The sequence below is a fragment of the Pedobacter deserti genome (genome assembly GCF_024436415.1).
GTDB classification, from domain to species: Bacteria; Bacteroidota; Bacteroidia; order Sphingobacteriales; family Sphingobacteriaceae; genus Pedobacter; species Pedobacter faecalis.
Genome location: NZ_JAFMZQ010000001.1, coordinates 3,049,886 through 3,071,540, shown reverse-complemented (window position 1 = coordinate 3,071,540; position 21,655 = coordinate 3,049,886). Strand labels below are relative to the sequence as shown.

Below are 21,655 nucleotides of genomic sequence, written 5' to 3'. Positions count from 1 at the left end.
TTTGTCTTTCATCGGCGATACCTTTGAGTAGAAGCAACCTAGCAGTTGGCCGGTAAAAGGGGATAACAATATCGTTAGATTATCATCATGTTGTTTGAAAGTTAGTGATGCAAAATGACAACTGTGGCTTGTCAGATCATGCTAACATTATTTTAAATTAGATATATTCAATGAAAAAACTTGTTTTTAAAATTGCCAGTGCTATTTTGATAGTAGCCAGCTCAACCGTAGAAAGTTCCGCGCAAACCAGGAAAACTGAGATTATCACGGACAAAAATAAACTGTTGAAATTGAGGACCGACGTAGAGAGGAACCCCGACAGTCTTAGTTATCATCAAAAATATATTGAAGCTATGGGTTTAGAAAATCCCAAGGTTACACAACAGTATGCAGTATGGATGTCCAAATTCCCAAAAAATGCAAATATTCCCTATGCGATAGCAGAAGCGTACCTCGGTGAAGAAGATCCAAAAGCTAAATCCTACCTATTGAAAGCTGTGGAAATTAACCCCAGTTTTTCTGACGCTTGGGCAGGGCTATGGATCGACGGAGAGCGGTGGGGTGATTTTAAACTAGCTAATTCTTATCTGAAAAAAGCTACAGAGACCGACCCCTCTAATCCATCCTATGCTTTTTATTACGCAAATTCTTTCTATAATAATGATAAGGAGACGTATGAAAAATTGAGTTTAGATGTAGTAAGCAGGTTCCCCAGCAGTGAGAGAGGCGCGCAGGCCTTGTATTGGTTAGCTACAAGATCTAATGATCCGTTAACTAAACGGAAATACTATGAGATGCTAAAGAAAAAGTACTCTCCTCAAGATTTCAACTGGTCCGCCAGCGGAATGCCTCAGTATTTTGAGTTGCTGCTATCCCATGATCCCGCCAGTGCCTTGAGTTTGGCAAAGGAAATGGAGAGCAAAGAAAGTGGTGAGGATAGACAGTGGCAGGCTCATGTCGATCTGGCGGACCGGATTGTAAAGGCCAAAAATTTGTTGAAGGAGGGCAAGGTGACTGATGCTTCAGAAGTTTTAGATAATATAAAGCTTTCCAGGCGGTCACGGTTTGGAAACGATCTTATATTATTGAAAGCCCAAGCTGCGCATGTGGGAGGTAACACACTGGCTGCTTATGAGTCGATAATTAAAGCATTTGTGACTGCTCCAACGGTCCGATTGATGGATGCAATCAAGATGTACGGGAAGATGATTGGCAAGGACGATGCTGACAATGAAGCCAACATTTTCAGTAAAATTGATGCTCAATCAGAGCTTGCCACACCGTTCATCGGTTTAAAACGATACCTCAACGAAGGAACAGCCTCACTTTCTGATTTTAAAGGTAAAGTTTTACTGTTGACATACTGGTTCCCTGGTTGTGGTCCTTGCCGTGGAGAATTTCCTCATTTTGAAAATGTGATAAGAAAATTTACAGGCAAGGATGTTGATTATGTCGGAATTAATATCGTCTCTCGTCAAAATGATTATGTAGTTCCGTTTATGAAGTCGACCCGCTATTCTTTCACCCCGCTGGAAGATGTGGAAGGACGAAACAAGGGAAATCTTGATAATGGGGGCGCTGCTCCTGTAAATTTCTTGATTGATAAGAATGGTTATCTGACTTTTAGTGATTTTAGGACTGATGGAGATAATGAAGAAGACTTAGAGCTTATGATTAACCTACTACTGCGTAAGAAGTCTTAAGTCATTGATTGATGTGAGCAAAAAAAGTATGGACATTCATACAACATGTAAATCCAAAGAATTCGTAAGTAGATTCGCAGACAGGATGATCATGGGCAAAAGCAAAAATTACAGATTTAATAATCCCACAAGACGGATCGCCTAAATTATATACCGATGAACGAATATAGGCTGGGTTAAATCCGGCCTTTTCGTTACGCTATCGTTACAATTTGTTAACCTTTAAGATGTTAATTGATAGTATTTTTTTGCTTGAATGCTGTTTGAATTTCATTATAGGAAAAAAAACAAATTCTCCCGTGGGTCTTGGGCATAGATACAACAACCTGATTGTTTAGATGCCCTAGCTGCTTTGACGGGTTGGGCAGTGCAACGAAATTCGATCTGGGGCGGTTAATTGTGAAAATCCTGTCGGTAAGGAATGCATGCTGCAGTAGTTAGTAGATAGGCGTAAAACCAAAAGCAGCTTACGCGTAAACAAGTGCGGCCTGTATGAAAACAATAGCCTATCAAAACAAAAAGTATTTTAAATCATATATAGATGAAAACAAAACTATTAACGAATGCTTTGCTTGTATTAAGCAGCATTGCGTTTGCTCAGAGAATCAAACCGAATTATACCATTTCAGGTAACATTGGGGGATTAGCTGATGGATGGATATATATCATGTCAGAGAACAATTCTGATTCGACCCGAGTAAGATCAGGTCAGTTTAATTTTGCCGGTTACGCTTCTAATCCTGAACGTTTGGTTATAAGGTCGAAAGGCTACGACAATAAATTAGTCTATGTTGAAGAAAATGCGGCGGTCACATTGACGGGCGCCGGGGGGAAAGTGAGTCAGTCTAAAGTTCAAGGGGGAAAAACCCAGTCTGAAGAAGATGAACTTTTAGAACTGACAAAGGAGGTCGACGCGCAGATTGAAAAGTTACAAACTCAGACAGCCGGAAGCGCCAGCCCGTCCGAAGAGGTCAAAAGGCAATATGAAGCATTGGATAAAAGGTCCACTGCAATAATAAAACAATTCATTGCAAACAATCCATCCAGCTTTGTTGGACTTTACCGGTTAAATGATTTGATTTTTTCGTTGACACCTAAGGAGTTATCATATTTGTTTCACAGCTTGGGGCCCTCCGTGCAAAATTCAGCCATGGGTAAGAAGATGAATAGAATTATCGAAGTTAAATTGAAAACCGATATAGGGCAAATGGCTTTGGATTTTTCTGCTCCCGATACGCTTAATAGAGAAATCAGCCTATCTTCCTTCAGGGGGAAGTATGTATTGCTGGATTTTTGGGCTTCCTGGTGTGGCCCATGTCGCGCTGAGAACCCGAATGTTTTAAAAGCATATAACGCTTTCAAGGATAAAGGTTTTACTGTTATGGCCGTATCGCTGGATGTGAACCGCCAGGCTTGGATCAAGGCGATAAAAGAAGATAATCTGCCGTGGACACACGTATCCGATTTGAAATCCAAGAACGTAGCTGCTGATTTGTATGCGATTCAAGGGATTCCTGCGAGCTACCTCATTAATCCCAATGGTAAGATAATCGCTGTTGATCTGCGCGGTGATGATTTGATGAATAAATTAGAACAGGTTTTTATTAAATAGAGATTTTTATGATGAAATTAAATTTATTATTGATGGCTCTGGCTTTTCTTTCCGCTTGTCAAAACGTAAATGAAAAGAAGGACACGTCTGATAATTCGCGGACGGCGTTTTTTGACAAATCGGGGATGGATACCACGGTTAAGCCGGGAGACAACTTCTTCCTGTATGCAAACGGGAAATGGATCAAACAAACTCAGATCCCCGAAACGGAAACCGACTGGGGCTCGTTCAACACTTTATCGGTTGATAACATAACGAAGTTAAATGAGATATTGATCCGTGTGTCGGCGCAGAAACATCCGGAAGGTAGCCTGGAGCAAAAGGTGGGCGACTTCTACGCCAGTGGTATCGATACGCTGACTATAGAAAAACTGGGTTCGAAACCATTAAGCGCTACGTTGGCGAAAATCGATGCCATTAAAGATTACAAAGAACTTCTTGACTTTGTATCAGGTTCCTTTAAAGAAGGCGATGGTTATTTGTTTGGATTTAGGGTTGGGCCTGACGATAAGATCAGCAGCAAAAATGCGGTAAATTTCTTCCAATCTGGTGTAACTCTGCCAGACAAAACTTATTACCTTAACAATGATGAGCAAACACTGAAGGTGAGACATGAATTTCTAAAGTATATGAACCGTGTATTGGTTTTAACAGGATCGAGTAGGGAGAAAGCCAGTGAAAGCGCAACTCAGATACTCAAACTCGAAACCAGAATAGCCAGGTCGCATTCTGACCAGGTAGCGCTACGGGATCCCCAGAAAAACTACAACAAATATCTAGTTGCGGAGTTCCAAAAAATGACCCCTGCGATCAACTGGGAAAAGGTACTGACCAATATGGGGTTGAAAACCGACACCATTCTGGTAGGCCAGCCGGAGTATTACAAATCCTTGAGTAAGTTGGTAGCTTCACAGCCGATAGCAATTTGGAAAGAAAAGTTGAAGTTTGATGCCATAAATGGGTCTGCAGGAGCGCTCAGCAAAGATTTCCGGAACGCTGCATTTGATTTTTTCGGGAAAACGTTGCAGGGTCAGCAACTTCCCGTACCACGCTGGAGAACTATCGTGAATAGCACCGATGGATATATGGGTGAATTGCTTGGGCAATTGTACGTAAAGGAGCATTTTACGCCTGAAGCAAAAGAAAGAATGCTAGAACTAGTCGATAATTTGCAGAAAGCCTACCAGGCCAGAATGGAAAAGATCGATTGGATGAGTTCAGATACTAAGAACAGGGCAATTGATAAACTGCGGTCCATCATTAAGAAAATCGGATATCCTGACAAATGGGAAGATTATCAGGGTATGAACATCAGAAGGGATAGTTATTACAACAATCTACAGTCTGCAGCCAAATATAGCTACAAAAGAATGATTGACAAATTAGGTAAGCCAGTGGATAAGACAGAATGGCACATGACGCCTCCTACTGTGAATGCCTACTATAACCCTACGGTAAATGAGATCGTCTTCCCGGCGGGTATACTGCAGTTCCCATTCTTTGACCAGCAGGCAGACGACGCAATTAATTACGGTGCAATAGGTGCGGTGATCGGCCATGAGATGACGCACGGCTTTGATGATCAGGGAAGGCAGTATGATAAAAATGGTGATCTTAAGGATTGGTGGACAGCAGAAGATGCGAGTAAGTTTAAAGTCAGAACGGATAAAGTTGTTAGCTTATATAATAGTTTTACCTTGTTAGATAATCAGCATGTAAATGGAGAGTTGACGCTGGGGGAAAATTTAGCCGATATTGGTGGTCTGGCGATTGCTTATGACGCGTTTAAATTGACAAGTCAGGGGAAGGGAACAGAGAAGATTGACGGGTTCACGCCTGATCAGCGCTTCTTTTTAAGTTTAGCGCAGGTCTGGCGCACCAAAAGCAGGGACGAATCGATGCGGGTTCGTTTAAAAACCGATCCTCACTCCCCGGAAATGTTTAGGGTAAACGGCTCGGTATATAATATGGAAGCTTTTTACAAGGCATTTAATGTGCCTTCAACTGCAAAAATGTACGTCGCGCCGGCTGATCGTATAAAAATTTGGTAGTTGGACAAAAGTTAAAGAAAATCGCTTTAATATCAGCTGTAACGGCTAGCCAAATGGTTAGCCGTTTTATATTATCAGACTCTGCTATCACTTAGATCAATAGTGATCAGAACAACGTGTAGGCCATAGGCAGCCATAGCCGCTTCTCCCTGTGATGCGGTTGTCCACTTGCATATGTTTCGTTGACTTTTGCTTCTTCACTAAGGCCTGAAGGTGCTCCGGACCTACTGGTTCAAGCCTAATAAATTTCCCGTCAAAATTATATGGTTTTAAGGGACGGAAGCAATTCTCTAATGTAAATCTTCGTCGCGATGAGTATTTCTTGCGGAATCTTAGCAGTATTTAGGACATTTCGCCCCAAGGCCTCAACTTTGTCGCGTTCGTCGGAACTGTCTTCATGTGGACTGACCGACAGGAAAATGAAGGCTCCGACAGCCCGGATAATTCTTCTCATATGTTCAAACTTAATTGAGCCGCTGCTGTGCCGAAAAATGCAGCGTCATTGGGCGGCGATTCGCTTGATCGGCGAATGCAGGCTCGAAAATCAAACCCTTGCGGCTATTTTTGGAAGAAACTCGCGCGGAAGTTGACCGTTCAGTGCTTTTTACGGTTGAGATATTCGGTGATTTTCCCGACGGCATGCTGCAGCAGGCCCTTGCCGCAGTTTTGATGGCTTCAGGCGTTGCTTTGCACTGATTGGACCAGTAGCGCAATGAAATGTTGCGAGCGATGGCGGCCAGTAGGGCTACATTCTGGGCGATGGTGACGTCTGATTGCCAGTGATTGTCCGGGGTTTTAGTCAGCTCGTATTCCTTGCCGTTAAGCTCAATTTTGATGAGCGTGGCGTCCCGGGTGATCTGGCAGGTCAGCACCTTGTAGGTGTAGTCATTTTGTTCAAAGGTAATAGGCAGCGGCAAACTCATCGGGGCAAAGATAAAAGAAGTATCGGTTAGGAGGGCATGATGTGGAAATGCTATCTCCGTCCGCCACGAGGCGCATTACATGAGATCGATGTGCAGCAAACGGTAGTGCGATGGAAAAAATCTGTCGTGGCAGGAAGAGCGGAGCTTTTTTTCGGTAATACCGGGTAAGCTAAGAGTTTACAAGAGCCCCTCCGAGACAACAGGCTTTGGCAGACGCCCTTCATCAATGAGGCTAACTACGTGCCAGTGATTTCTTACAGGTTAATCTGCGGGCTGTCTTGCTGAGTAGGTATTAGACATTATCTTAGGACAGCATGCTAGGCTTTAATGATGAGAGGAAGAAACGGGGATAGGGACTCAATCTGCGTAACACATGACTGTTACAAACCCGTTTATACGGCATTCATTTGATTTGTGGGCTACCAGCATAGATGTCTGAGTTAACGCCGAGTCGGTGTTTTTTATTTATCCGGCAGTGCTGCAAGTTCCACGCGTTCCTTTTCATTCCATCCTCTGCTATCGGTGATGTCCCAGAGCGCAGTTTGAGCGACCGCCGAGCCGGCATCTTTTGTAAGGTCCTTGTTCTTAATAAAGTCCAGTAGTTCCCTGACCTGTGGAACTGTGGTAATCGGGCCCGGGGTAAACATGTCCTCTTTGTAGCTTCGGTGACGGCTGCTGTTGGCGCAATGTAGCTCAAGTTTGAAGCTACCGACTTCATGGGCTGGAACTTCAAAGGTTTCCAGCTGAATGACCATGCCGTTCTGCACCTTGGTGTCAAAAGCTATAAAAATGAGGCCTGCCGGAAAGGTCACCCTTATCGGCCGCGACGTGGTGTTCTTCAATTGTATGCAAAGGTTAACCAGTCCGTCGGCATAGGTCCCGCAATTGGGACGGGATAGGATATTGCAGGGGCAGGCATCCTTGTCAAAGGGGTCGACGGCGGAAATCTGTGCATCTGCCCACTCCAAGCCCTCAGGCAGAATGAACGTTTCGCCCTCAGGCATTGCTGTCGAAGGGCCCAGCCCGTTTGCGATAGCAACTGCGGGTGGTAATGGTGGTCGTTCGGTCTCTTCTTCAGGAGCGGGCTCCTGTTCTGGCTGCGCGGTTTCTGTCTTACCGCATCCCAGGGTAAAGAAAAGAGCGGCAATAAATAACGTACGTAAAGCTTTCATGTTTGAGAATTTTTGCGCAAAGTTATTTGCGATCGCGTCTCAGAAAAGATTTTGCGGATGGGACGCCGGCTTTGGGGGATAGGCTGGACATTCCGCGATCTGAATTGACGGTGTGCAGGTAAGCGGTTGTTTTTGAGGTGTCGCGATCTGATGCGAGATGTCGCATTTGTTCAATCCAGGCCGGGCGTCAGGGCTAATTTTGCCTGATCATTTAACAAAAACATTATGGTCATGGAAAAGCAACCCCAGCTTCAGCGGATGGATCCCGGAAAACAACTCATCGTTTTCGGTCATTTTTTTAATCTTTTAGTGACCGGCGAGGAGTCCGGCGGGAGATATTTTATTTATGAGGATGTTGTTCCCCCGGGCGGCGGCCCGCCGCCGCACACGCACCCGGATGAGGAACTTTTCTACATCATCGAGGGTGAATTTGAGTTCATTTTGAACGAGTTGGATAAGCCGTTCCGCGTTCCTCCCGGCCAGCTCGTAAAAATCCCGTCGATGGCCGTGCACACCTTTAAAAATGTTGGAAAAGAAATGGGCAGGACGCTGACGCTGTTATTGCCCGGAGATCTGGAGAAATATTACCGGGCAATAGGGAAGGTGGTGTCGTCGCCGGACGACATACCTGATCTTTCAGCAGTGCCGGATTATCAAAACATGGATCTAAGCCAGGCGTTTTCCCTGGCGCCGGAGCACAAGGTCGAATTCGTGTTTCCGAGGCAGGAAATCGGGATTTTTGAGTAGTAAGGAAGGCGGGTGGGCTATTGTCAGTCCATCCGCTTGTTGCTGCTGCCTTGCGCTGGCAGCATGGTAGGAGCCAGACGGCCTTAACCTATCGATTTTGATCGCACTTAATATCTGGTACTTCGTGTCGGCTACTGATCGGTATGTTCAAGGTACTGGCCGCGCTTGATTTCCGGTTTATGTCCCGTTTTTGTCAATCCAGCAGAAAAAATCCCGGAACATCCGGATTTCATTTTCTGTGGAGTGGCATTGGCTGATCTTTGATACGCCTTTTTTAGTTTTGAAGGAGGTTTCGAAATACCTGAAATTTTTAACCGTACTTTATTCATGCACTATAAAGAACATGTCCCGGCAGCGCTGCTGAGACCATATGTAGAATGTTACTGGGAGTTCAGCTCGGGGAACGATCCGGTGGTCGTGCCGGAAGTGCAGCGCTGCCTGCCTTTGGGCACTCTGGAAATTATTGTTCAGACGACGCAGCGCCCCTGCGAGATTCTTCATAAAAACGGCAGGTTCGAAAAAAGCGCTAATGTCTATCTCACTGGTCTGTATACCGGTACAGCGATCTGGAGACCTGGAGAGGACACGCCGATGTTTGGTATCCGGCTGAAGCCGGAAGGGTTGATCCGGCTCTTTGGTCAGCCTGTAAGTGTATGTCTGAATTCCGTGTTTGATGCGGAAGTAGTACTGGGCAGCCCGGTCAAGACGATGTGCGATGAAATGGCGGGTGTCAAGGATAGTCAGCGGCTGATCGCGATCGCTGAACGATATCTGCTTGGCAGATTAGATCGGCGCAACGATAAATTCAATTACGCTGTGAGTGCCTGTAAAGTGATTCGGGATAGCGCCGGAGTACTGAGCGTAGAGGCGCTGGCCCGGCAGCTTTTTGTCAGCAGAAGGCAGCTTGAACGCTCTTTTAGAGATGATATCGGTACGAGCCCCAAAACCTATCAGCGGATTATCCGGTTCAGGAACGCCTATGCCCTGGCTAGGGCATCCCATAGCGGGGAGCGATCCTGGACGCAGATCAGTTATGCCTCCGGCTATGCCGACCAGGCACATTTCATCCGTGATTTCAAGGCGTTCACCGGACAGGTGCCGTCCACGTTAAACAGCCAGCCGGCAAGTTTCTTTCAGACCCTGGAATCGCTTGGACTATCTGCAAGGTAAGGCAATTTTCTCTGCTTAACCACCGATCAAGAACCGGTATGCTTCAGGAAGCAAAATTCCATGGAATCTTCCGGTCATGGCGTAGATCACAAACAATGCGAAAATTGCGCCCAGTACCAATATTAACCTCGATTGAAGCCGGACAGAGCATCCGAGAAGCCGGTGCCGCATGTTTTTGTGGTGAACTGCTGCGATGTGCCCAAAGACCGAGATAATGGCGAGCGTGTAGTAAGGTACATAGAAGAGAACGAAGGGGAAGAAGTTAAGTCCGGCAGCCGCAAAGTAGTAGTTTGTATCTATATTCAGGGATCGCCCCATCATCACTGCAAACACGTGCGCTACAAGAAAGAACGCAAGATACATCCCGCTGTAGAGCTGGACTACCTCGAAGGAAAAAGCGAAAGCCTTTGAGCGTTTTCCTATAAGCCTGATGCCGGAAATAATCTGGACAAGTACTGCTCCCATCAGCACCGTTTCTATCAGCGGGTTTCTATAGATCGTCCTGGCCGCGTTCATGATTTGGATATGGCGTTCGGGTCCTGCAACGGCAGCTGCCTGGTTGAAAAGGTGTATGGCGATAAATACCGTTAGCGTAAGACCCGAAAAAAAGTGCAGCTTCCTGGTGCTGATCCACGAACTGCCCATGCTGCGTAGTGGTGCTTTCATGTTGCAAATATGTGCTCGCGGAATGTTGTACCATTGAATAAATGCGACAGAAAAATTTTCCCGTATCCCGCTTCACCGGGAAGTGTCTCAATTCAGGTACCATGGATTGCAGTTCAGGCTGAATTTGCCATGATATTGGACAGCACCTTTTATATTTGTGAAACCAATGGCAGCGATGAGAATTCCCAGCTTCACAGGAAGTGATGTGAAAATCATGTTCGGGATACTCATCCCTTACGTCATCATCCTCAATTTTATCCTTTTTGGCGGAAGGCTTTTTTCAAGTCCTTATATTTTTTTCCTGCTGCTGGTGTCATCGCTTATCATTAAACTTGTTTTCTGGCAGTTTCATACGTTGGTCGCCGTGCTTCTGAGGAAACGCTATCCTGCTGATGCGCAGATCATGAAACGGATTGGCATTGCCCTGTTGTGTTTTTATTTGATGACTGCGGCAGCGAATTCAAGCATCGTTTACCTATATGCCTCCACGGACTTTCTGGGTTTCAGGTTTGAACTGCAAAGCTATTTGTTTGCGCTGGGAAGTGGTGTCGTACTCAATACCTTTACTACGCTTGTGCATGAGGGCGTCTCGACCCTGGAAAAGTGGAAGGCGACACTTACGGATACGGAAAGGCTCCGTACGGAGTATGCCAAGAGCAGGCTGGAAGGACTGAAAAACCAGATTCGTCCGCATTTCCTGTTTAATAGTATCAATACGCTCTCGGCGCTGATTTCCGAGGACGCCAAAAGAGCTGAGACGTTCCTTGATGAGATGTGCATGGTGTATCGCTACCTGCTTCGCGGACATACCGGTTATGTCCCGCTGCGCGAAGAGCTGGAGTTCATCCGCTCGTATTTTTTTATCCTTAAAGCGCGGTTTGGTCAGGGACTGCAAACCAGTATTACGGTTCGTCCGGAGCAGATGGAAATGCTGCTGCCTCCGTTCACGTTACAGCTTTTAATGGAAGATATCCTGCAGACCGGCACGATCAGCAAAAGAGCGCCGCTTTGTGTGGCTATTCAATCTGCAGCAAATGGCATTGTGCTGGTCACCAGTGTCCCGCAAAAGACGGCCAGGAATCTAGAGGGCGAGGAATCTCCGCTGGGAAATCTGATCAATAAATTTCGCTTACTAGGCGTTGGTGAGATCCAGATTGCTGACGCTGAGGATACACGCATAATTTTTCTGCCGCTGCTTTGCCAGGACTCCCCATATATTCCACATGAACATATTTAGGCCTACAAAAATAGAATGGACCACCTTCTGGGTGCTAATGCCGCTGATTTCTATCGGAACTGGCCATCTGTTATACGGGACGCGGTTTTTTAGCCAGTGGCCGCTCTTTTTAGCTGGCTTTGCCGCAATTTACCTGATCGGGTTGGTGTCCTGGTACCTGCACGTGGTTTCTATGCATTATCTGGCTAAGTTAATGCCCGATCTGTCGCAGACCTTGCCAAGGCTGCTGATACTGGCCATTGTACATATCCTGTTGATCACACTTACGATGATTGTCTACTTTCACGGCTTTGACGCTATTGGTTACCTCGGCTATCGCCTTGAGGTATCGAACTTCCGGTCGGCGCTTTGGCTGGGTGTGTTTCTGACGCTGATAGCGACCTCTGTCTGGCAGGTGGAACACATCTTTTTCAAGTGGCGGGAAAGTCTGGCACAAAAGGAACTGATAGAACAACAGCGGCTGGTGCAGGAATATGAAGCACTCAAAAGACAAATCAACCCGCATTTTTTGTTCAACAACCTTAATATCCTGTCTTCGCTCATCACGGATGATCCGGTACGGGCGGAGTATTTTCTTGACGAGCTCAGCAAAGTGTACCGCTATATGCTGGGTAATAATGAGGAAGGGATCGCTGAGCTGCGCAGCGAACTTACCTTTATAAAATCTTACTATGCGCTGATAAAAATCCGGCATGGCGATGCTGTGCGGATGGAAATAGCTATTCCGGAAGAATATCTCGATATGCACTTGCCGGCCTTTTCCCTTCAGTTGCTGATAGAAAATGCGGTAAAACATAACGTTGCAACCAAAGCCCGCCCGCTGTATGTCCGTATTGGTGTCAACCAGGCGGGTGAACTTGAGGTCAGCAACAACCTGCAGCGCAAGAAGGGCGGCATCCTTTCTAACAATGTCGGTCTCTCGCATATCTCTGAAAACTACAGGCTGCTGCTTAACCGGGACCTGACCATTGCCGAGGATGGTACCTGTTTCCGCATCATGCTGCCGCTTATAAAATTAAAAACAAAAAAATAGCATTTATGAATGTACTGATCGTTGAGGATGAAGAACTTGCTTCGAAAAAACTTATCAAAACGTTGCTGGCTGTTGAACCGGGGGCGGAGGTGCTGACAACCACCGACAGCGTAGAATCGACTGTTGACTGGCTTCGGCAGAACCCGGCTCCCGATCTGATTCTGATGGATATCGAGCTCACGGATGGGCAGAGTTTTGAAATCTTTAATCAGTACGATGTGCAAAGTACCGTGATCTTTACGACCTCGTACGATGAGCACGCACTGCGTGCCTTTAAAGTAAACAGTATTGATTATTTGCTCAAACCCGTGCAGAAAGATGAGCTCGCCGCTGCGCTGGCTAAGTTCCGAAAGTTCAGCGCCCAGGGCATGACAGCGGACGTGGTCAATTTTGAAAGGCTCATCGCAGGTTTGAAGGAAATCAAACAGAAGGACTACCGCAAGCGGTTCCTGGTAAAGAATTTGCAACGGCTCGTGTCTGTTGACGTGGACAATATCGCCTATTTTTATTCCGACGATCGCCTTAACTTCTTTAAGACTTTTGACGACAAGCGCTACATTGTGGATTACACGATGGATCAGTTGGAATCGATGCTGGATCCGGATTGTTTTTTTCGCATCAACCGTGCGTTCGTTATCTCCAATAAAAGTATTCAGCAGATTCATGATTATTTCGGTCATCGCCTGGCCCTGAACCTGAAGCCGGCTGTCGATAAGGAATCGATTGTTAGTCGTGAGAAGGTTGCCGATTTTAAAGTCTGGCTCGGGAAATGAACCGGTCTGTTATGTAGCACAGTTCATCCGAAAAATCCGCAGTTGATCCCGGTCGTTCTTTCGTCCGGCAGGGCCAGAGGCCATATTTGCAGTCACGTAATTCTGTAAATAAAAATCAACTTATGAAAGCGTTAAAAACTTTATTAATTCTCTTAGGCCTGGTGCTTCTGATGGTGATCGCTGCTGGCACCTATGTGAAGGTGGCCTTGCCCAATACTGGTGAGACTCCAGCGATCACGGTTAGCCGAGATAAAGAAAGGGTCGAGAATGGCAGATATCTGGCTAACCACGTTGCTGTTTGTATGGACTGCCACAGTACCAGGGACTGGAGTCGTTTTGCCGGCCCGATGATGCAAAAGGATATCGGCGCAGGAGGGGAGGCCTTTGACAGGAAAATGGGCTTTCCCGGAGAATTTTATGCGCCAAATATTACCCCTTATGCGCTTGGCGAATGGAGCGACGGAGAGCTATTCCATGCGATAACGACCGGTGTTAGCAGGGACGGGAGGGCACTGTTTCCGATTATGGCCGCCCACAGGTTTGGCCGTATGGACAAAGAAGATATTTACGATATCATTGCCTATATCCGGACATTGGCTCCGGTGAAGAAGGATGTGCCTGCTTCCAAGGCAGATTTTCCGGTGAATATCATCATCAATACCATGCCGGAGAAAGCGGACTTTCAGTCGAGGCCTGCCCGTGCAGATATTGTAAGATACGGTGGGTATCTTGTCAATGCAGCCGGATGTGTGGACTGCCATAGTCAGACGGACAAGGGCAGCGTGATCGAGGGCACTGAATTCGGCGGCGGCATGGAGTTCAGGCAGCCGGCGGGTATTGTGCGCTCAGCGAATATTACTTCAGAAAATGTGACCGGAATTGGAAATTGGTCTAAAGCGCAGTTCGTTTCCCGCTTCAAGGCCTTCGCAGATTCTGCTCATAGCTCCCCTAAGCTAGCAAAAGGTTCTATGAATACACCGATGCCCTGGTCGATGTATGCCGGAATGAGCACCGGAGATCTGGAAGCGATCTATGCTTATCTGAGAAGCGTGAAAAAGATTCGCAACCGGGTCGTCCGGTTTTCAGCTGTCCAGTAGCCGTCTGTTCAGAAAATTTCTATCGAAACCAAATCATAACAGCGTGATCATAAAGAACATACACATTTTTGATGGCGGGCCTTTGAACAGGCCCGTCAATATTCGTATTGCACCGGATGGAACGATTGGTTCGATCTCTGAGTTGATGCCAGTACAGGCCGAAGGTGAAGTAATTGATGGAAAGGGCATGATCGCTCTGCCCGGCATTACCGATGCGCATCGACACGTATGGCAATCCCCTTTTGATGGCTTCGCAGCCGATATGCTGCTGATGGAGTATCTGGAAAAAGTAAATACCCAGATTGCAGACAAGCTGTCGGCAGAGGATCTTTACTATATCAGCCTGTTCGGATATCTGCAGGCAGCAAAGGCGGGAATATCAACGGTGTTTGACTGGGCGCATATCATGAATTCTCCGGAGCACGCTGACGCCGCCCTTTACGCGGCGGCAGCCTCGGGCATCAACGTTCTCTTTTTTCATTCTACGCCTTCGTTTAATCGTGACCAGAACTGGTACAACAGTTCTGTCCCGCATGATCGGGACGTGGAGCGATTAGCAAAGTTTTATGCAGGCCATCCGACAGTGAAGATCGGACTCGGAATCCGTGGTCCGGAGTTTTCGACTATTGATGTAAACAGGGAAGATATTCAGCTGGCCCGAGCACTGGGTTGCAAAGTTTCCATGCACGTTGGAAGTTCGTTTTTGGGGACTTTATGCCGACCGGTGGGGCAACTTGCCGAGGCGGGTTTGCTTTCTGAAGCGCTCAACCTGGTGCATTGCAGCACTTTGCCAGCTGAAGAATATCGAATGATCGCCGAGGCGGGCTGTCTGATGACACTCACGCCGGAAGCGGAGATGCAGACGGCACTCGGCCAGCCAGCAGTGGGATTTATCCATGATTTTCCTGAAGCCAGGTGGTCGGTAGGTACCGATATCCCTACAGGATCCACACCAAGCATGCTGTTTCAGCAGCGGCTGCTGCTGCAATGCTATCGGGCGCAGGTAAATCAGCCGGCAATTGATGCGCTTTCTTTTCCGGAGCAGATGCATTATCGGGCAAACGCTTTCTTTTTCGACTCTTCGCGGCATGCGGATGTGTATGCCGGATTTGGGGCCTCTCCTAAAATAGAAGTTGGCAGCCAGGCGAATTTTTCCCTTGTTAAATGGGATGAGCTGGCCAGTGGAAGTTTCTCTTCGCACCCGGTTTTTTATTATCTTAATGAAGCCAGCATAGATACCGTGATCTGTGGGGGGCGGATAATAATTCGGGAAGGGCAGCCGGTTGCCCATGACGGTGCTTTGCTGCGCGAAAAGATCGGGCAAATCGTTAAAAGGCTTTTTTAATATGTTTGAACCCATCGAATTCGGCTGGAAGATGAAAGACATCTCTTCTGCGTCCACAGATTTTAAAATCGAAAGTGACAACGTATACCATTTGCATATTCAGCATGATACCATCAGGGGCGTGACACCTAAGATGTTATACTGGTGGTTCAGAAATATAGCTGGCGACATGAAATACAGGGGCGGGCGTTATCCAAGATACCGGGTATGGCATCCGCTGGACCACCAGGAGTGGAGACTTGCCAGAAATGAGCGGCATGACGGTAGTATAGGGGTAGGATCGCATTTTCATATCGTTGAATATTTCGGACGCAATCCAAAGTTCCGGGTGAACAGTACCGAACGTGTGGAAAAACTTGACGAGACGGGAATACGCCTGGTCTATCGGATTTTTGGCATTCGTGTGTTCTCTCTGGAGCACTGGTTTTCTCCTTCAGGGGAGCGTGATAGCAATTACCGGTCTCACATGATTGTCGGCAGCCAGGGCGTGTTTGGTCAAGTCGTTTTTAACCGGTTGATACGGCCATTCTTGTTTACGCGGGCAATGGGCAAGGCCTGGCTGAAGCATAATGTAGAAGAGGTGGGTAACTTTGAGTTTTTCCTGCCTGAACTTTATGCTGCCGAGAATCCCGGCAAATGAACCAGAATGATTATTCAGCAACATAGTATCATGATAGGCAGCGATTGCAGGTCCGCATTTGAATTTATAGCAGACCTGAGGAACGATTGGCGATGGCGCACTGAGGTGAGGACTACCGTACTCGACGGAGAGGTAAGGCTCGGTGCTGTGGCTGTAGAAGCATCGTACTTATCAAAAAAAATGCCCGCTTACCTGCGAAAATTAGTCTGTTCAAGCTATACTCCCGGACAGACGGTAGCCTACCAGACAGAACCGGCAAACCTTCATTATCTGAAAACGACAAGATGGGCAGTGTCGCATGGTCCAAATCTTAGCCAGCTTACTTACCGTCTTGAGTTCGATCCTTCAATTGTAAGGTTCAGTCTGGGATACCCGGTGCCAAGGTTAATCATTCACTACGTAACCAGAAGGGCAATGAAAGCCTACCTTCGAAATCTGAAGCGAATTCTTGAACAGCAGCCAGGGGGCTGTTCACATTAAACTTTTTTGCTCAATCCGTACGTCTGATGCGATTGAAAAGCAAAGCCAAGGTTAAATAACCTTGGCTTTGTTCTTAGTAGGCGTGAATCGAAAAGAAGCGGACATCTAGTTTTTTGTTTTGTGAACAAAATCAGTCAAACGGATCTCGTAGCCATCGGCAGTTTTTTCGAGCACCATCTTGCTTGGATAGTAGCCGGCTTTGGCAAACTTGTTCGGAAGCGGTATACTGCGCTCGAATTTGCTGTTTAGCGTCTGCAGGTATTCCCTGGTCACCATGGGTTCATAAAAGTTTACTTTTCCGTCATAACTTCCGTAGATAAAGGTCTGGGTGAAAGTACCGCCCGGATTGAGTTCCGGGGATGTCGGGTCAGCCCAGTGCACGCCCATTTTTGCCTGTCCGCCCGGGATAGGAAAATAACCTTCAGGAAGATACCCGGTTTCCGGGTGAATGTTAAATTTGCTTGGATCGGTCTCGAAAGCTGGAATCTGATCGCGCTCAGCCTTGGAAATCATGTAAAAATGGAAGTCGAAATGTGCTTTCGTATACACGTTCTCAGGCGGGTGTCCGTGCGGGTTCCAGTCGACCGTCACATGATCAAAGACCGTCGATACCTTGCTTTGGGGAAGATCGAGCTCGAAAACTGAGACGCCATCATGCCCTTCATGCATAATAGAAGTTGCCGGCTCATTCAGCGCATCGGCAGAAAGTCGGATTCCAACCGCTACCGGTATGTGCTCTGGTGTAGTCTCGATCCAGGTATACCCTTGTCCGCCATTGACGGTTTTTACCGGCCCTTTCTGGATCTGGTTCTTACGGGGCATCTCGTTCTGGTTTTCATCTTTTGAACAGGAGGCAAGTCCTGTGGCTGCGATGAGGGCAGCAGCTAACATTTTTTTCATTATAAATCAATTTTCGGCAAAGGTGCGCAGCGCGTATCTATCGCTGAAGGCACTTTGTCATGAATTGCTGCATAAGATGTATGAACTGTAAAAAGCCTTTTTTGAGGAAAAGGAGTACGTTTTTGTTTTCCCAGCTCATGTTGGTTTTTTCTCAGTTCATGCCAATATTGCTTTTGCAGCGGATGCAGAAGCCGGAGTTTTGCGGCGTCCTGAAAGCCAGAGATCAGCGCTTTTAAGGCAGATGTATCAACAAATGTTTCACAAAATTAAATTACAATGAAAACAACATTTCTATTATTTACAGCCATCATCGGTATGAGTCTGTCTTCGTGCAAAAAGGGCGCACAAGGGCCGCGCGGAGAAAAAGGTGAGCCTGGAGCACCGGCCGGCCAGGCATCTAGCTTCCTTTATACTGCTCAGGAGATTGCACCAACCACTGATCTTGGTTATGATGAGGGATCCGGAATGCAAACCTGGTCGGGAAGCAAGGATTTTATTCCGCAAGGCTATACGGCTGCAGTCAACAACGGGATCGTACTGGTCTATTTTAGAAGCGGGGCGAATGACGGTTGGCACCTGAGCACCATGACCACTTCTAGAAAAGAAGCCAATGAAAGCGTGTCGACGAACGTTTACACGGCGGTATTGGAAAAGGATAAAATCCGTATCAATGCGGTATCACGATCCGTCTTTACCGATGGACAATATTTAAATTCCAGTAAGTTCGATCTGAAAGTTGTGGTCATTAAAGCCGTAGCGGTGCCAGAAGTCTCTTCACATGTAAATGTGAATAGCCTGGCTGAGGTAGAAAGGTACTATGGGCTCAAATAGGCACACACGCTAAGGCCTCCCAAATTCAAGAATTTTCTACATACCTGTTTCATTAGCCCAAAGCGTATGCTTTGGGCTTTTTGCTGCCTGAGACACGTGTAAGTGGTGACGGTCGGACATTTCAGACATAGCTCCCGGGGGCTAGCGGTATATCCGCTTAAGGGAATTCTGAAGTCATGTTGGTGGCCGGAAAGCCCCGGCAGGCAATTACTCTGCTAAAAGTCTACCGTATAGACATTGGACAGTGCGTCGTAACGGACGGAATCAGGCATCAGCCTTATGGCGATGTCGCGAAGACCAGTCATCAGCGGATTAGTCAACTGGGCGGCTGCACCGATCTTCCTGGATTGCTCAATAATCATTTTAGTCCTGGCAAGCCTTCTGTTTTCGAATCGCACAAAGGTTGCTGCGATATCCCTGGAATTTTGCAGCTCATCAAGGAGCACAGCGGCATCCTCGAGTGCCTGACAAGCTCCCTGACCCATATTCGGCGTAGCTGCATGTGCGGCGTCACCTACCAGCAGCACCCTTCCGTAGGCAAAGCGTGTAAGCGGCTTTACATCGTAGATATCGTTATGGAGCAGGGCAGTATCCGGCGTCTGATCCAGTATTTTTTCGATTGGCTTATGATAGCCCTTAAAACGTGAAATCAGGTCGGAAGTAGTGACCGTTTTCATTTCCGGGTCGTTTTGTTTTGCATTAGCGCAGGCAAACCAGTAAATCTGGTCTTGTTTCAGCGGTACGATGCCAAACCGGCCAGCACTGCCCCATGTTTCGCTCGCCCCCTGGGCATTGATGCCTGTCCCGTCCGCCAGCCCGCGCCAGCAGGTATAGCCTGCATATCTTAGTGTTGCACCTGGGTTGAGGATCTTTCTGGCCTTGGAGTAGATGCCATCTGCCGCGATGACGTAGTCGCTGCTGTGCCGGGAGCCATCCGAAAAACTCATGGATACCTGGTTTTTGTCTTGCACAAGATCGGTAAGCTTTTTTGATGTGTGAATCTCGCAGTGACCGAGTTCTTCGAGTAAGCAACGGTGCAGCGCATCCCGGTGGATCGCGAAGTTGTCCAAACCATACCGGCTTTGGATCTCCGTGCTCCTGTTGACTGCAAGGTGCTTACCCTTACTACTGAAGATGTTGAAATAAGGCAGCTGGATGCCGCAGGGCAGCACCTGGTCGGCAATACCGAGTTTCTCGAGGGCCTTTACAGCGTTTGGCGCCAGTCCCAGTCCGGCGCCTGCCGGACTAATCGTTGCTCCGGCTTCAAATATTTCTATATCAATACCGGCTTTTTTTAGGGCGATAGCCGTGCCTAGTCCGGCTATCCCGGCACCTATTATACTTACCTTCATCTACTGAATATCTGATTGTTGTATAGATTGATTATAAGGCGGATTTCATGCAGTCCAGCCAGTTTAGCAGACTTTTGTCTAGCTTGCGTTGAAGCATTCCAGCCAGCAACTTGGCAAGAAACCCCTCCATGCTCTCTTCGGTAGTTACCGTCACCATCCCGTCTTTTTCTTCCAAAGACCAGTAGTGAATAGCTTTTACGCCGAAAAAGCTGCCTTTCCATCCGAAGGATTTATTTTTTGCGAAATGATGTATTTCAGAGCATATTCTGGAAGCCCCGCTCTTCCAGGTAAATGCAGTCCCCGAGGTCAGAGGGCCGTGAAGGAAAGCTTCGGATATATCACTGTTCCACGAGGGCCATTTATCAATCCCGGTAAGTAGTTCCCAGACCATATTAAGGTCGGTGCTGATTTGAATTTGATGCCTTGATTTAACCGGGGCGTTGTCGTTGATGCGCTTCATAATGGAAATGGATAGTTTCTTTCTGTGATTTTTGATTAGGCTATTGGGTGTAAGAAGCAAATATCCCGCGCGTTGATCGACACAGCAATTGCATGCTGGTTTAACTGTTCAATATGCATGGCGAGCTGCAGATATTTGCGTTGTACTGGCTAAGCCTGCCGGCTATGGCCGGGAAACTTCGGGCTGTTCCGCAATAATAGTTTTATTCCAACTGTAGCAATAGCAGCCGCGAAGTCAATTGTATTGTTTTTTTTAGATAAGGATTACTTTCTAATCTCAGGTATTCGGAAATTGATTGTATTTCCCTAAAAAGCCTACGAATTTCTAATCCTATCTTTGCCTTATGGACAAATTCTTCCCGGCCAGCTATTCATGCTTAAGCTCACAGGCCTTAGCTCAGTTCATTGTTGAAAAATATCAGCTGCCAGCCGTTGTCTGCAAACTGCTGGTTCGCGGCGTTGGTGACACCTACCTCGTAATGAGCGATAAGCGAAAATTCATTATGCGCGTCTACCGCAGCAGCCATCGCACCTTGCCCCAGATCAAGGAGGAAATTAATCTGCTATTAGCATTGCATAGCGCACAGGTGCCGGTTTCCTATCCGATTGCCTGCGGTTCGAAAGCGTACGTCCTGAGTGTAAACGCTATAGAAGGGGAAAGACATTTAGTATTATTTAGCTATGCACCAGGCCAGAGCGTCAGAATCCTGAATGATAACCAGCTCCGCAACCTCGGCCGGGAAATGGCCCGCTTCCACAACGTTTCAGCCAAATTTGTTCCCGATGGATCACGCTGGAAACTGGACATCAACACGACATGTCTTGAACCTTTAAAACGAATACGACCCGCCCTCAGTGATGACCTCGAAAACTACAGTTGGCTGGAGAACACCGTTAAACGTGTCGAAAAAAAGTTCAGCACGATCGACAGCGCATCTTTCGCCAAAGGCTATTGCCACTTTGATTTCCTGCCCAAAAACTTCCATTTTGAAAATGACGCAGTAACTTTTTTTGACTTTGATTTCATGGGTTACGGCTGGCTTGTCAATGACATCATGAGCTTCTGGCAGCACCTCTGCCTGGAAACTTATACCGCAAGAACAACCCGGGAAGCAGCCGACCAGGCCTACGGGCGATTTCTGGACGCATACCGACAAACCCGTGCGATCAGCGAAGCCGAACTCGATCTGGTTCCCTTCCTGGCCGTCGGCTTCTGGTTGTTTTATATGGGCTTTCATACCACCCACGATCAGTTTTACACTCAGTGTCAGCCGAGTCAGGTCAAAGCTTATATTGGGGTTATCAAGTATATCGTAAACACCCACTGGACACCTGAGGATCAGTAAATCACAACTAATTCCGTCAACCGGGTGTCTCTCCGCTCAGCTGCCAGAATCCGGTCGCCTATTAATAACCGATTGTGTGCGTTTTGGGGTACGGCTTATACTTGGTCAGAATCTTTAT

General features: G+C 47.1%; 21 protein-coding genes. 14 read left to right on the top strand and 7 right to left on the bottom strand.

Annotation, left to right across the window (positions count from 1 at the left end; genetic code table 11):
• Window positions 1–170: 170 nt before the first annotated feature.
• The 3 genes from J3P40_RS13935 (at window position 171) to J3P40_RS13925 (ending at window position 5,366) form a co-directional block, all read left to right on the top strand.
• The gene (locus J3P40_RS13935) at window positions 171–1,703 is read left to right on the top strand and encodes a redoxin family protein (RefSeq protein WP_256006758.1); all 1,533 of its coding nucleotides are present in this window, start codon (window positions 171–173) and stop codon (window positions 1,701–1,703) included.
• Between the two features lie 541 nt (window positions 1,704–2,244).
• Window positions 2,245–3,315, top strand: coding sequence for a TlpA disulfide reductase family protein (locus J3P40_RS13930; RefSeq protein WP_256006756.1), 1,071 nt, complete (start codon window positions 2,245–2,247; stop codon window positions 3,313–3,315).
• An 8-nt stretch (window positions 3,316–3,323) separates the two neighbouring features.
• Window positions 3,324–5,366 carry a M13 family metallopeptidase gene (locus J3P40_RS13925; protein ID WP_256006755.1) on the top strand — a complete coding sequence of 681 codons (2,043 nt, stop codon included), beginning with the start codon at window positions 3,324–3,326 and terminating at the stop codon, window positions 5,364–5,366.
• A 259-nt stretch (window positions 5,367–5,625) separates the two neighbouring features.
• Here J3P40_RS13925 and J3P40_RS13920 read toward each other — a convergent pair whose 3' ends face one another.
• From J3P40_RS13920 to J3P40_RS13910, 3 genes are all read right to left on the bottom strand, one after another.
• Complete coding sequence (locus tag J3P40_RS13920) at window positions 5,626–5,820, bottom strand: hypothetical protein (RefSeq protein ID WP_256006754.1); 195 nt, start codon at window positions 5,818–5,820, stop codon at window positions 5,626–5,628.
• 10 nt (window positions 5,821–5,830) lie between these two features.
• A complete protein-coding gene (locus J3P40_RS13915) occupies window positions 5,831–6,289 on the bottom strand; it encodes a hypothetical protein (protein WP_256006753.1) in 459 nt (152 codons plus the stop codon).
• 461 nt (window positions 6,290–6,750) lie between these two features.
• Window positions 6,751–7,461, bottom strand: a complete 711-nt coding sequence (locus J3P40_RS13910) for a hypothetical protein (protein WP_256006752.1) — start codon at window positions 7,459–7,461, stop codon at window positions 6,751–6,753.
• A 231-nt stretch (window positions 7,462–7,692) separates the two neighbouring features.
• Between J3P40_RS13910 and J3P40_RS13905 the strand changes: the two genes are divergently transcribed.
• Complete coding sequence (locus J3P40_RS13905) at window positions 7,693–8,208, top strand: cupin domain-containing protein (RefSeq protein WP_256006751.1); 516 nt, start codon at window positions 7,693–7,695, stop codon at window positions 8,206–8,208.
• 327 nt (window positions 8,209–8,535) lie between these two features.
• Window positions 8,536–9,378, top strand: a complete 843-nt coding sequence (locus J3P40_RS13900) for a helix-turn-helix transcriptional regulator (RefSeq protein WP_256006750.1) — start codon at window positions 8,536–8,538, stop codon at window positions 9,376–9,378.
• Window positions 9,379–9,393: 15 nt separating this feature from the next.
• Here J3P40_RS13900 and J3P40_RS13895 read toward each other — a convergent pair whose 3' ends face one another.
• The gene (locus J3P40_RS13895) at window positions 9,394–10,044 is read right to left on the bottom strand and encodes a succinate dehydrogenase/fumarate reductase transmembrane subunit (RefSeq protein WP_256006748.1); all 651 of its coding nucleotides are present in this window, start codon (window positions 10,042–10,044) and stop codon (window positions 9,394–9,396) included.
• Window positions 10,045–10,219: 175 nt separating this feature from the next.
• On the opposite strand from J3P40_RS13895, the gene J3P40_RS13890 reads away from it, so the two are divergent.
• From J3P40_RS13890 to J3P40_RS13860, 7 genes are all read left to right on the top strand, one after another.
• Window positions 10,220–11,281 (top strand): sensor histidine kinase, encoded by a 1,062-nt coding sequence (locus tag J3P40_RS13890; RefSeq protein WP_256006747.1) that lies wholly within the window; start codon window positions 10,220–10,222, stop codon window positions 11,279–11,281.
• Window positions 11,268–12,314: a sensor histidine kinase gene (locus J3P40_RS13885; RefSeq protein WP_256006745.1), complete on the top strand. Its 1,047-nt coding sequence runs from the start codon at window positions 11,268–11,270 to the stop codon at window positions 12,312–12,314. Before J3P40_RS13890 ends, J3P40_RS13885 begins: the two co-directional genes overlap by 14 nt.
• A 5-nt stretch (window positions 12,315–12,319) precedes the next feature.
• Window positions 12,320–13,087, top strand: coding sequence for a LytR/AlgR family response regulator transcription factor (locus tag J3P40_RS13880; RefSeq protein WP_256006744.1), 768 nt, complete (start codon window positions 12,320–12,322; stop codon window positions 13,085–13,087).
• A 122-nt stretch (window positions 13,088–13,209) separates the two neighbouring features.
• Window positions 13,210–14,184 (top strand): c-type cytochrome, encoded by a 975-nt coding sequence (locus tag J3P40_RS13875; protein ID WP_256006743.1) that lies wholly within the window; start codon window positions 13,210–13,212, stop codon window positions 14,182–14,184.
• 43 nt (window positions 14,185–14,227) lie between these two features.
• On the top strand, window positions 14,228–15,529 hold the full coding sequence (locus J3P40_RS13870; protein WP_256006742.1) for an amidohydrolase family protein: 1,302 nt from the start codon (window positions 14,228–14,230) through the stop codon (window positions 15,527–15,529).
• 1 nt (window position 15,530) lies between these two features.
• Window positions 15,531–16,169: a DAPG hydrolase family protein gene (locus J3P40_RS13865; protein WP_256006741.1), complete on the top strand. Its 639-nt coding sequence runs from the start codon at window positions 15,531–15,533 to the stop codon at window positions 16,167–16,169.
• Between the two features lie 30 nt (window positions 16,170–16,199).
• Window positions 16,200–16,649: an SRPBCC family protein gene (locus J3P40_RS13860; RefSeq protein ID WP_256006740.1), complete on the top strand. Its 450-nt coding sequence runs from the start codon at window positions 16,200–16,202 to the stop codon at window positions 16,647–16,649.
• Window positions 16,650–16,754: 105 nt separating this feature from the next.
• On the opposite strand, the gene J3P40_RS13855 is transcribed toward J3P40_RS13860, so the two are convergent.
• Window positions 16,755–17,549 (bottom strand): DUF5602 domain-containing protein, encoded by a 795-nt coding sequence (locus J3P40_RS13855; protein ID WP_256006739.1) that lies wholly within the window; start codon window positions 17,547–17,549, stop codon window positions 16,755–16,757.
• Window positions 17,550–17,825: 276 nt separating this feature from the next.
• Between J3P40_RS13855 and J3P40_RS13850 the strand changes: the two genes are divergently transcribed.
• Window positions 17,826–18,380: a hypothetical protein gene (locus J3P40_RS13850; protein ID WP_256006738.1), complete on the top strand. Its 555-nt coding sequence runs from the start codon at window positions 17,826–17,828 to the stop codon at window positions 18,378–18,380.
• A 215-nt stretch (window positions 18,381–18,595) separates the two neighbouring features.
• Here the strand turns inward: J3P40_RS13850 and J3P40_RS13845 are convergent, their stop codons facing one another.
• Both J3P40_RS13845 and J3P40_RS13840 read right to left on the bottom strand, forming a co-directional pair.
• Window positions 18,596–19,732: an FAD-dependent monooxygenase gene (locus tag J3P40_RS13845; protein WP_256006737.1), complete on the bottom strand. Its 1,137-nt coding sequence runs from the start codon at window positions 19,730–19,732 to the stop codon at window positions 18,596–18,598.
• A gap of 31 nt (window positions 19,733–19,763) precedes the next feature.
• Window positions 19,764–20,192, bottom strand: a complete 429-nt coding sequence (locus tag J3P40_RS13840) for an SRPBCC family protein (RefSeq protein ID WP_256006736.1) — start codon at window positions 20,190–20,192, stop codon at window positions 19,764–19,766.
• Window positions 20,193–20,535: 343 nt separating this feature from the next.
• Here J3P40_RS13840 and J3P40_RS13835 point away from each other — a divergent pair, with 343 nt between their 5' ends.
• Window positions 20,536–21,537, top strand: a complete 1,002-nt coding sequence (locus tag J3P40_RS13835; protein WP_256006734.1) for a phosphotransferase enzyme family protein — start codon at window positions 20,536–20,538, stop codon at window positions 21,535–21,537.
• Window positions 21,538–21,655 lie beyond the last annotated feature (118 nt).

Coding starts and splice junctions, on each gene's coding strand:
- J3P40_RS13935 (WP_256006758.1), top strand. CDS start 171: ATGAAAAAACTTGTTTTTAAAATTGCCAGTGCTATTTTGATAGTAGCC.
- J3P40_RS13930 (WP_256006756.1), top strand. CDS start 2,245: ATGAAAACAAAACTATTAACGAATGCTTTGCTTGTATTAAGCAGCATT.
- J3P40_RS13925 (WP_256006755.1), top strand. CDS start 3,324: ATGATGAAATTAAATTTATTATTGATGGCTCTGGCTTTTCTTTCCGCT.
- J3P40_RS13920 (WP_256006754.1), bottom strand. CDS start 5,820: ATGAGAAGAATTATCCGGGCTGTCGGAGCCTTCATTTTCCTGTCGGTC.
- J3P40_RS13915 (WP_256006753.1), bottom strand. CDS start 6,289: ATGAGTTTGCCGCTGCCTATTACCTTTGAACAAAATGACTACACCTAC.
- J3P40_RS13910 (WP_256006752.1), bottom strand. CDS start 7,461: ATGAAAGCTTTACGTACGTTATTTATTGCCGCTCTTTTCTTTACCCTG.
- J3P40_RS13905 (WP_256006751.1), top strand. CDS start 7,693: ATGGAAAAGCAACCCCAGCTTCAGCGGATGGATCCCGGAAAACAACTC.
- J3P40_RS13900 (WP_256006750.1), top strand. CDS start 8,536: ATGCACTATAAAGAACATGTCCCGGCAGCGCTGCTGAGACCATATGTA.
- J3P40_RS13895 (WP_256006748.1), bottom strand. CDS start 10,044: ATGAAAGCACCACTACGCAGCATGGGCAGTTCGTGGATCAGCACCAGG.
- J3P40_RS13890 (WP_256006747.1), top strand. CDS start 10,220: ATGAGAATTCCCAGCTTCACAGGAAGTGATGTGAAAATCATGTTCGGG.
- J3P40_RS13885 (WP_256006745.1), top strand. CDS start 11,268: ATGAACATATTTAGGCCTACAAAAATAGAATGGACCACCTTCTGGGTG.
- J3P40_RS13880 (WP_256006744.1), top strand. CDS start 12,320: ATGAATGTACTGATCGTTGAGGATGAAGAACTTGCTTCGAAAAAACTT.
- J3P40_RS13875 (WP_256006743.1), top strand. CDS start 13,210: ATGAAAGCGTTAAAAACTTTATTAATTCTCTTAGGCCTGGTGCTTCTG.
- J3P40_RS13865 (WP_256006741.1), top strand. CDS start 15,531: ATGTTTGAACCCATCGAATTCGGCTGGAAGATGAAAGACATCTCTTCT.
- J3P40_RS13860 (WP_256006740.1), top strand. CDS start 16,200: ATGATAGGCAGCGATTGCAGGTCCGCATTTGAATTTATAGCAGACCTG.
- J3P40_RS13855 (WP_256006739.1), bottom strand. CDS start 17,549: ATGAAAAAAATGTTAGCTGCTGCCCTCATCGCAGCCACAGGACTTGCC.
- J3P40_RS13850 (WP_256006738.1), top strand. CDS start 17,826: ATGAAAACAACATTTCTATTATTTACAGCCATCATCGGTATGAGTCTG.
- J3P40_RS13845 (WP_256006737.1), bottom strand. CDS start 19,732: ATGAAGGTAAGTATAATAGGTGCCGGGATAGCCGGACTAGGCACGGCT.
- J3P40_RS13840 (WP_256006736.1), bottom strand. CDS start 20,192: ATGAAGCGCATCAACGACAACGCCCCGGTTAAATCAAGGCATCAAATT.
- J3P40_RS13835 (WP_256006734.1), top strand. CDS start 20,536: ATGGACAAATTCTTCCCGGCCAGCTATTCATGCTTAAGCTCACAGGCC.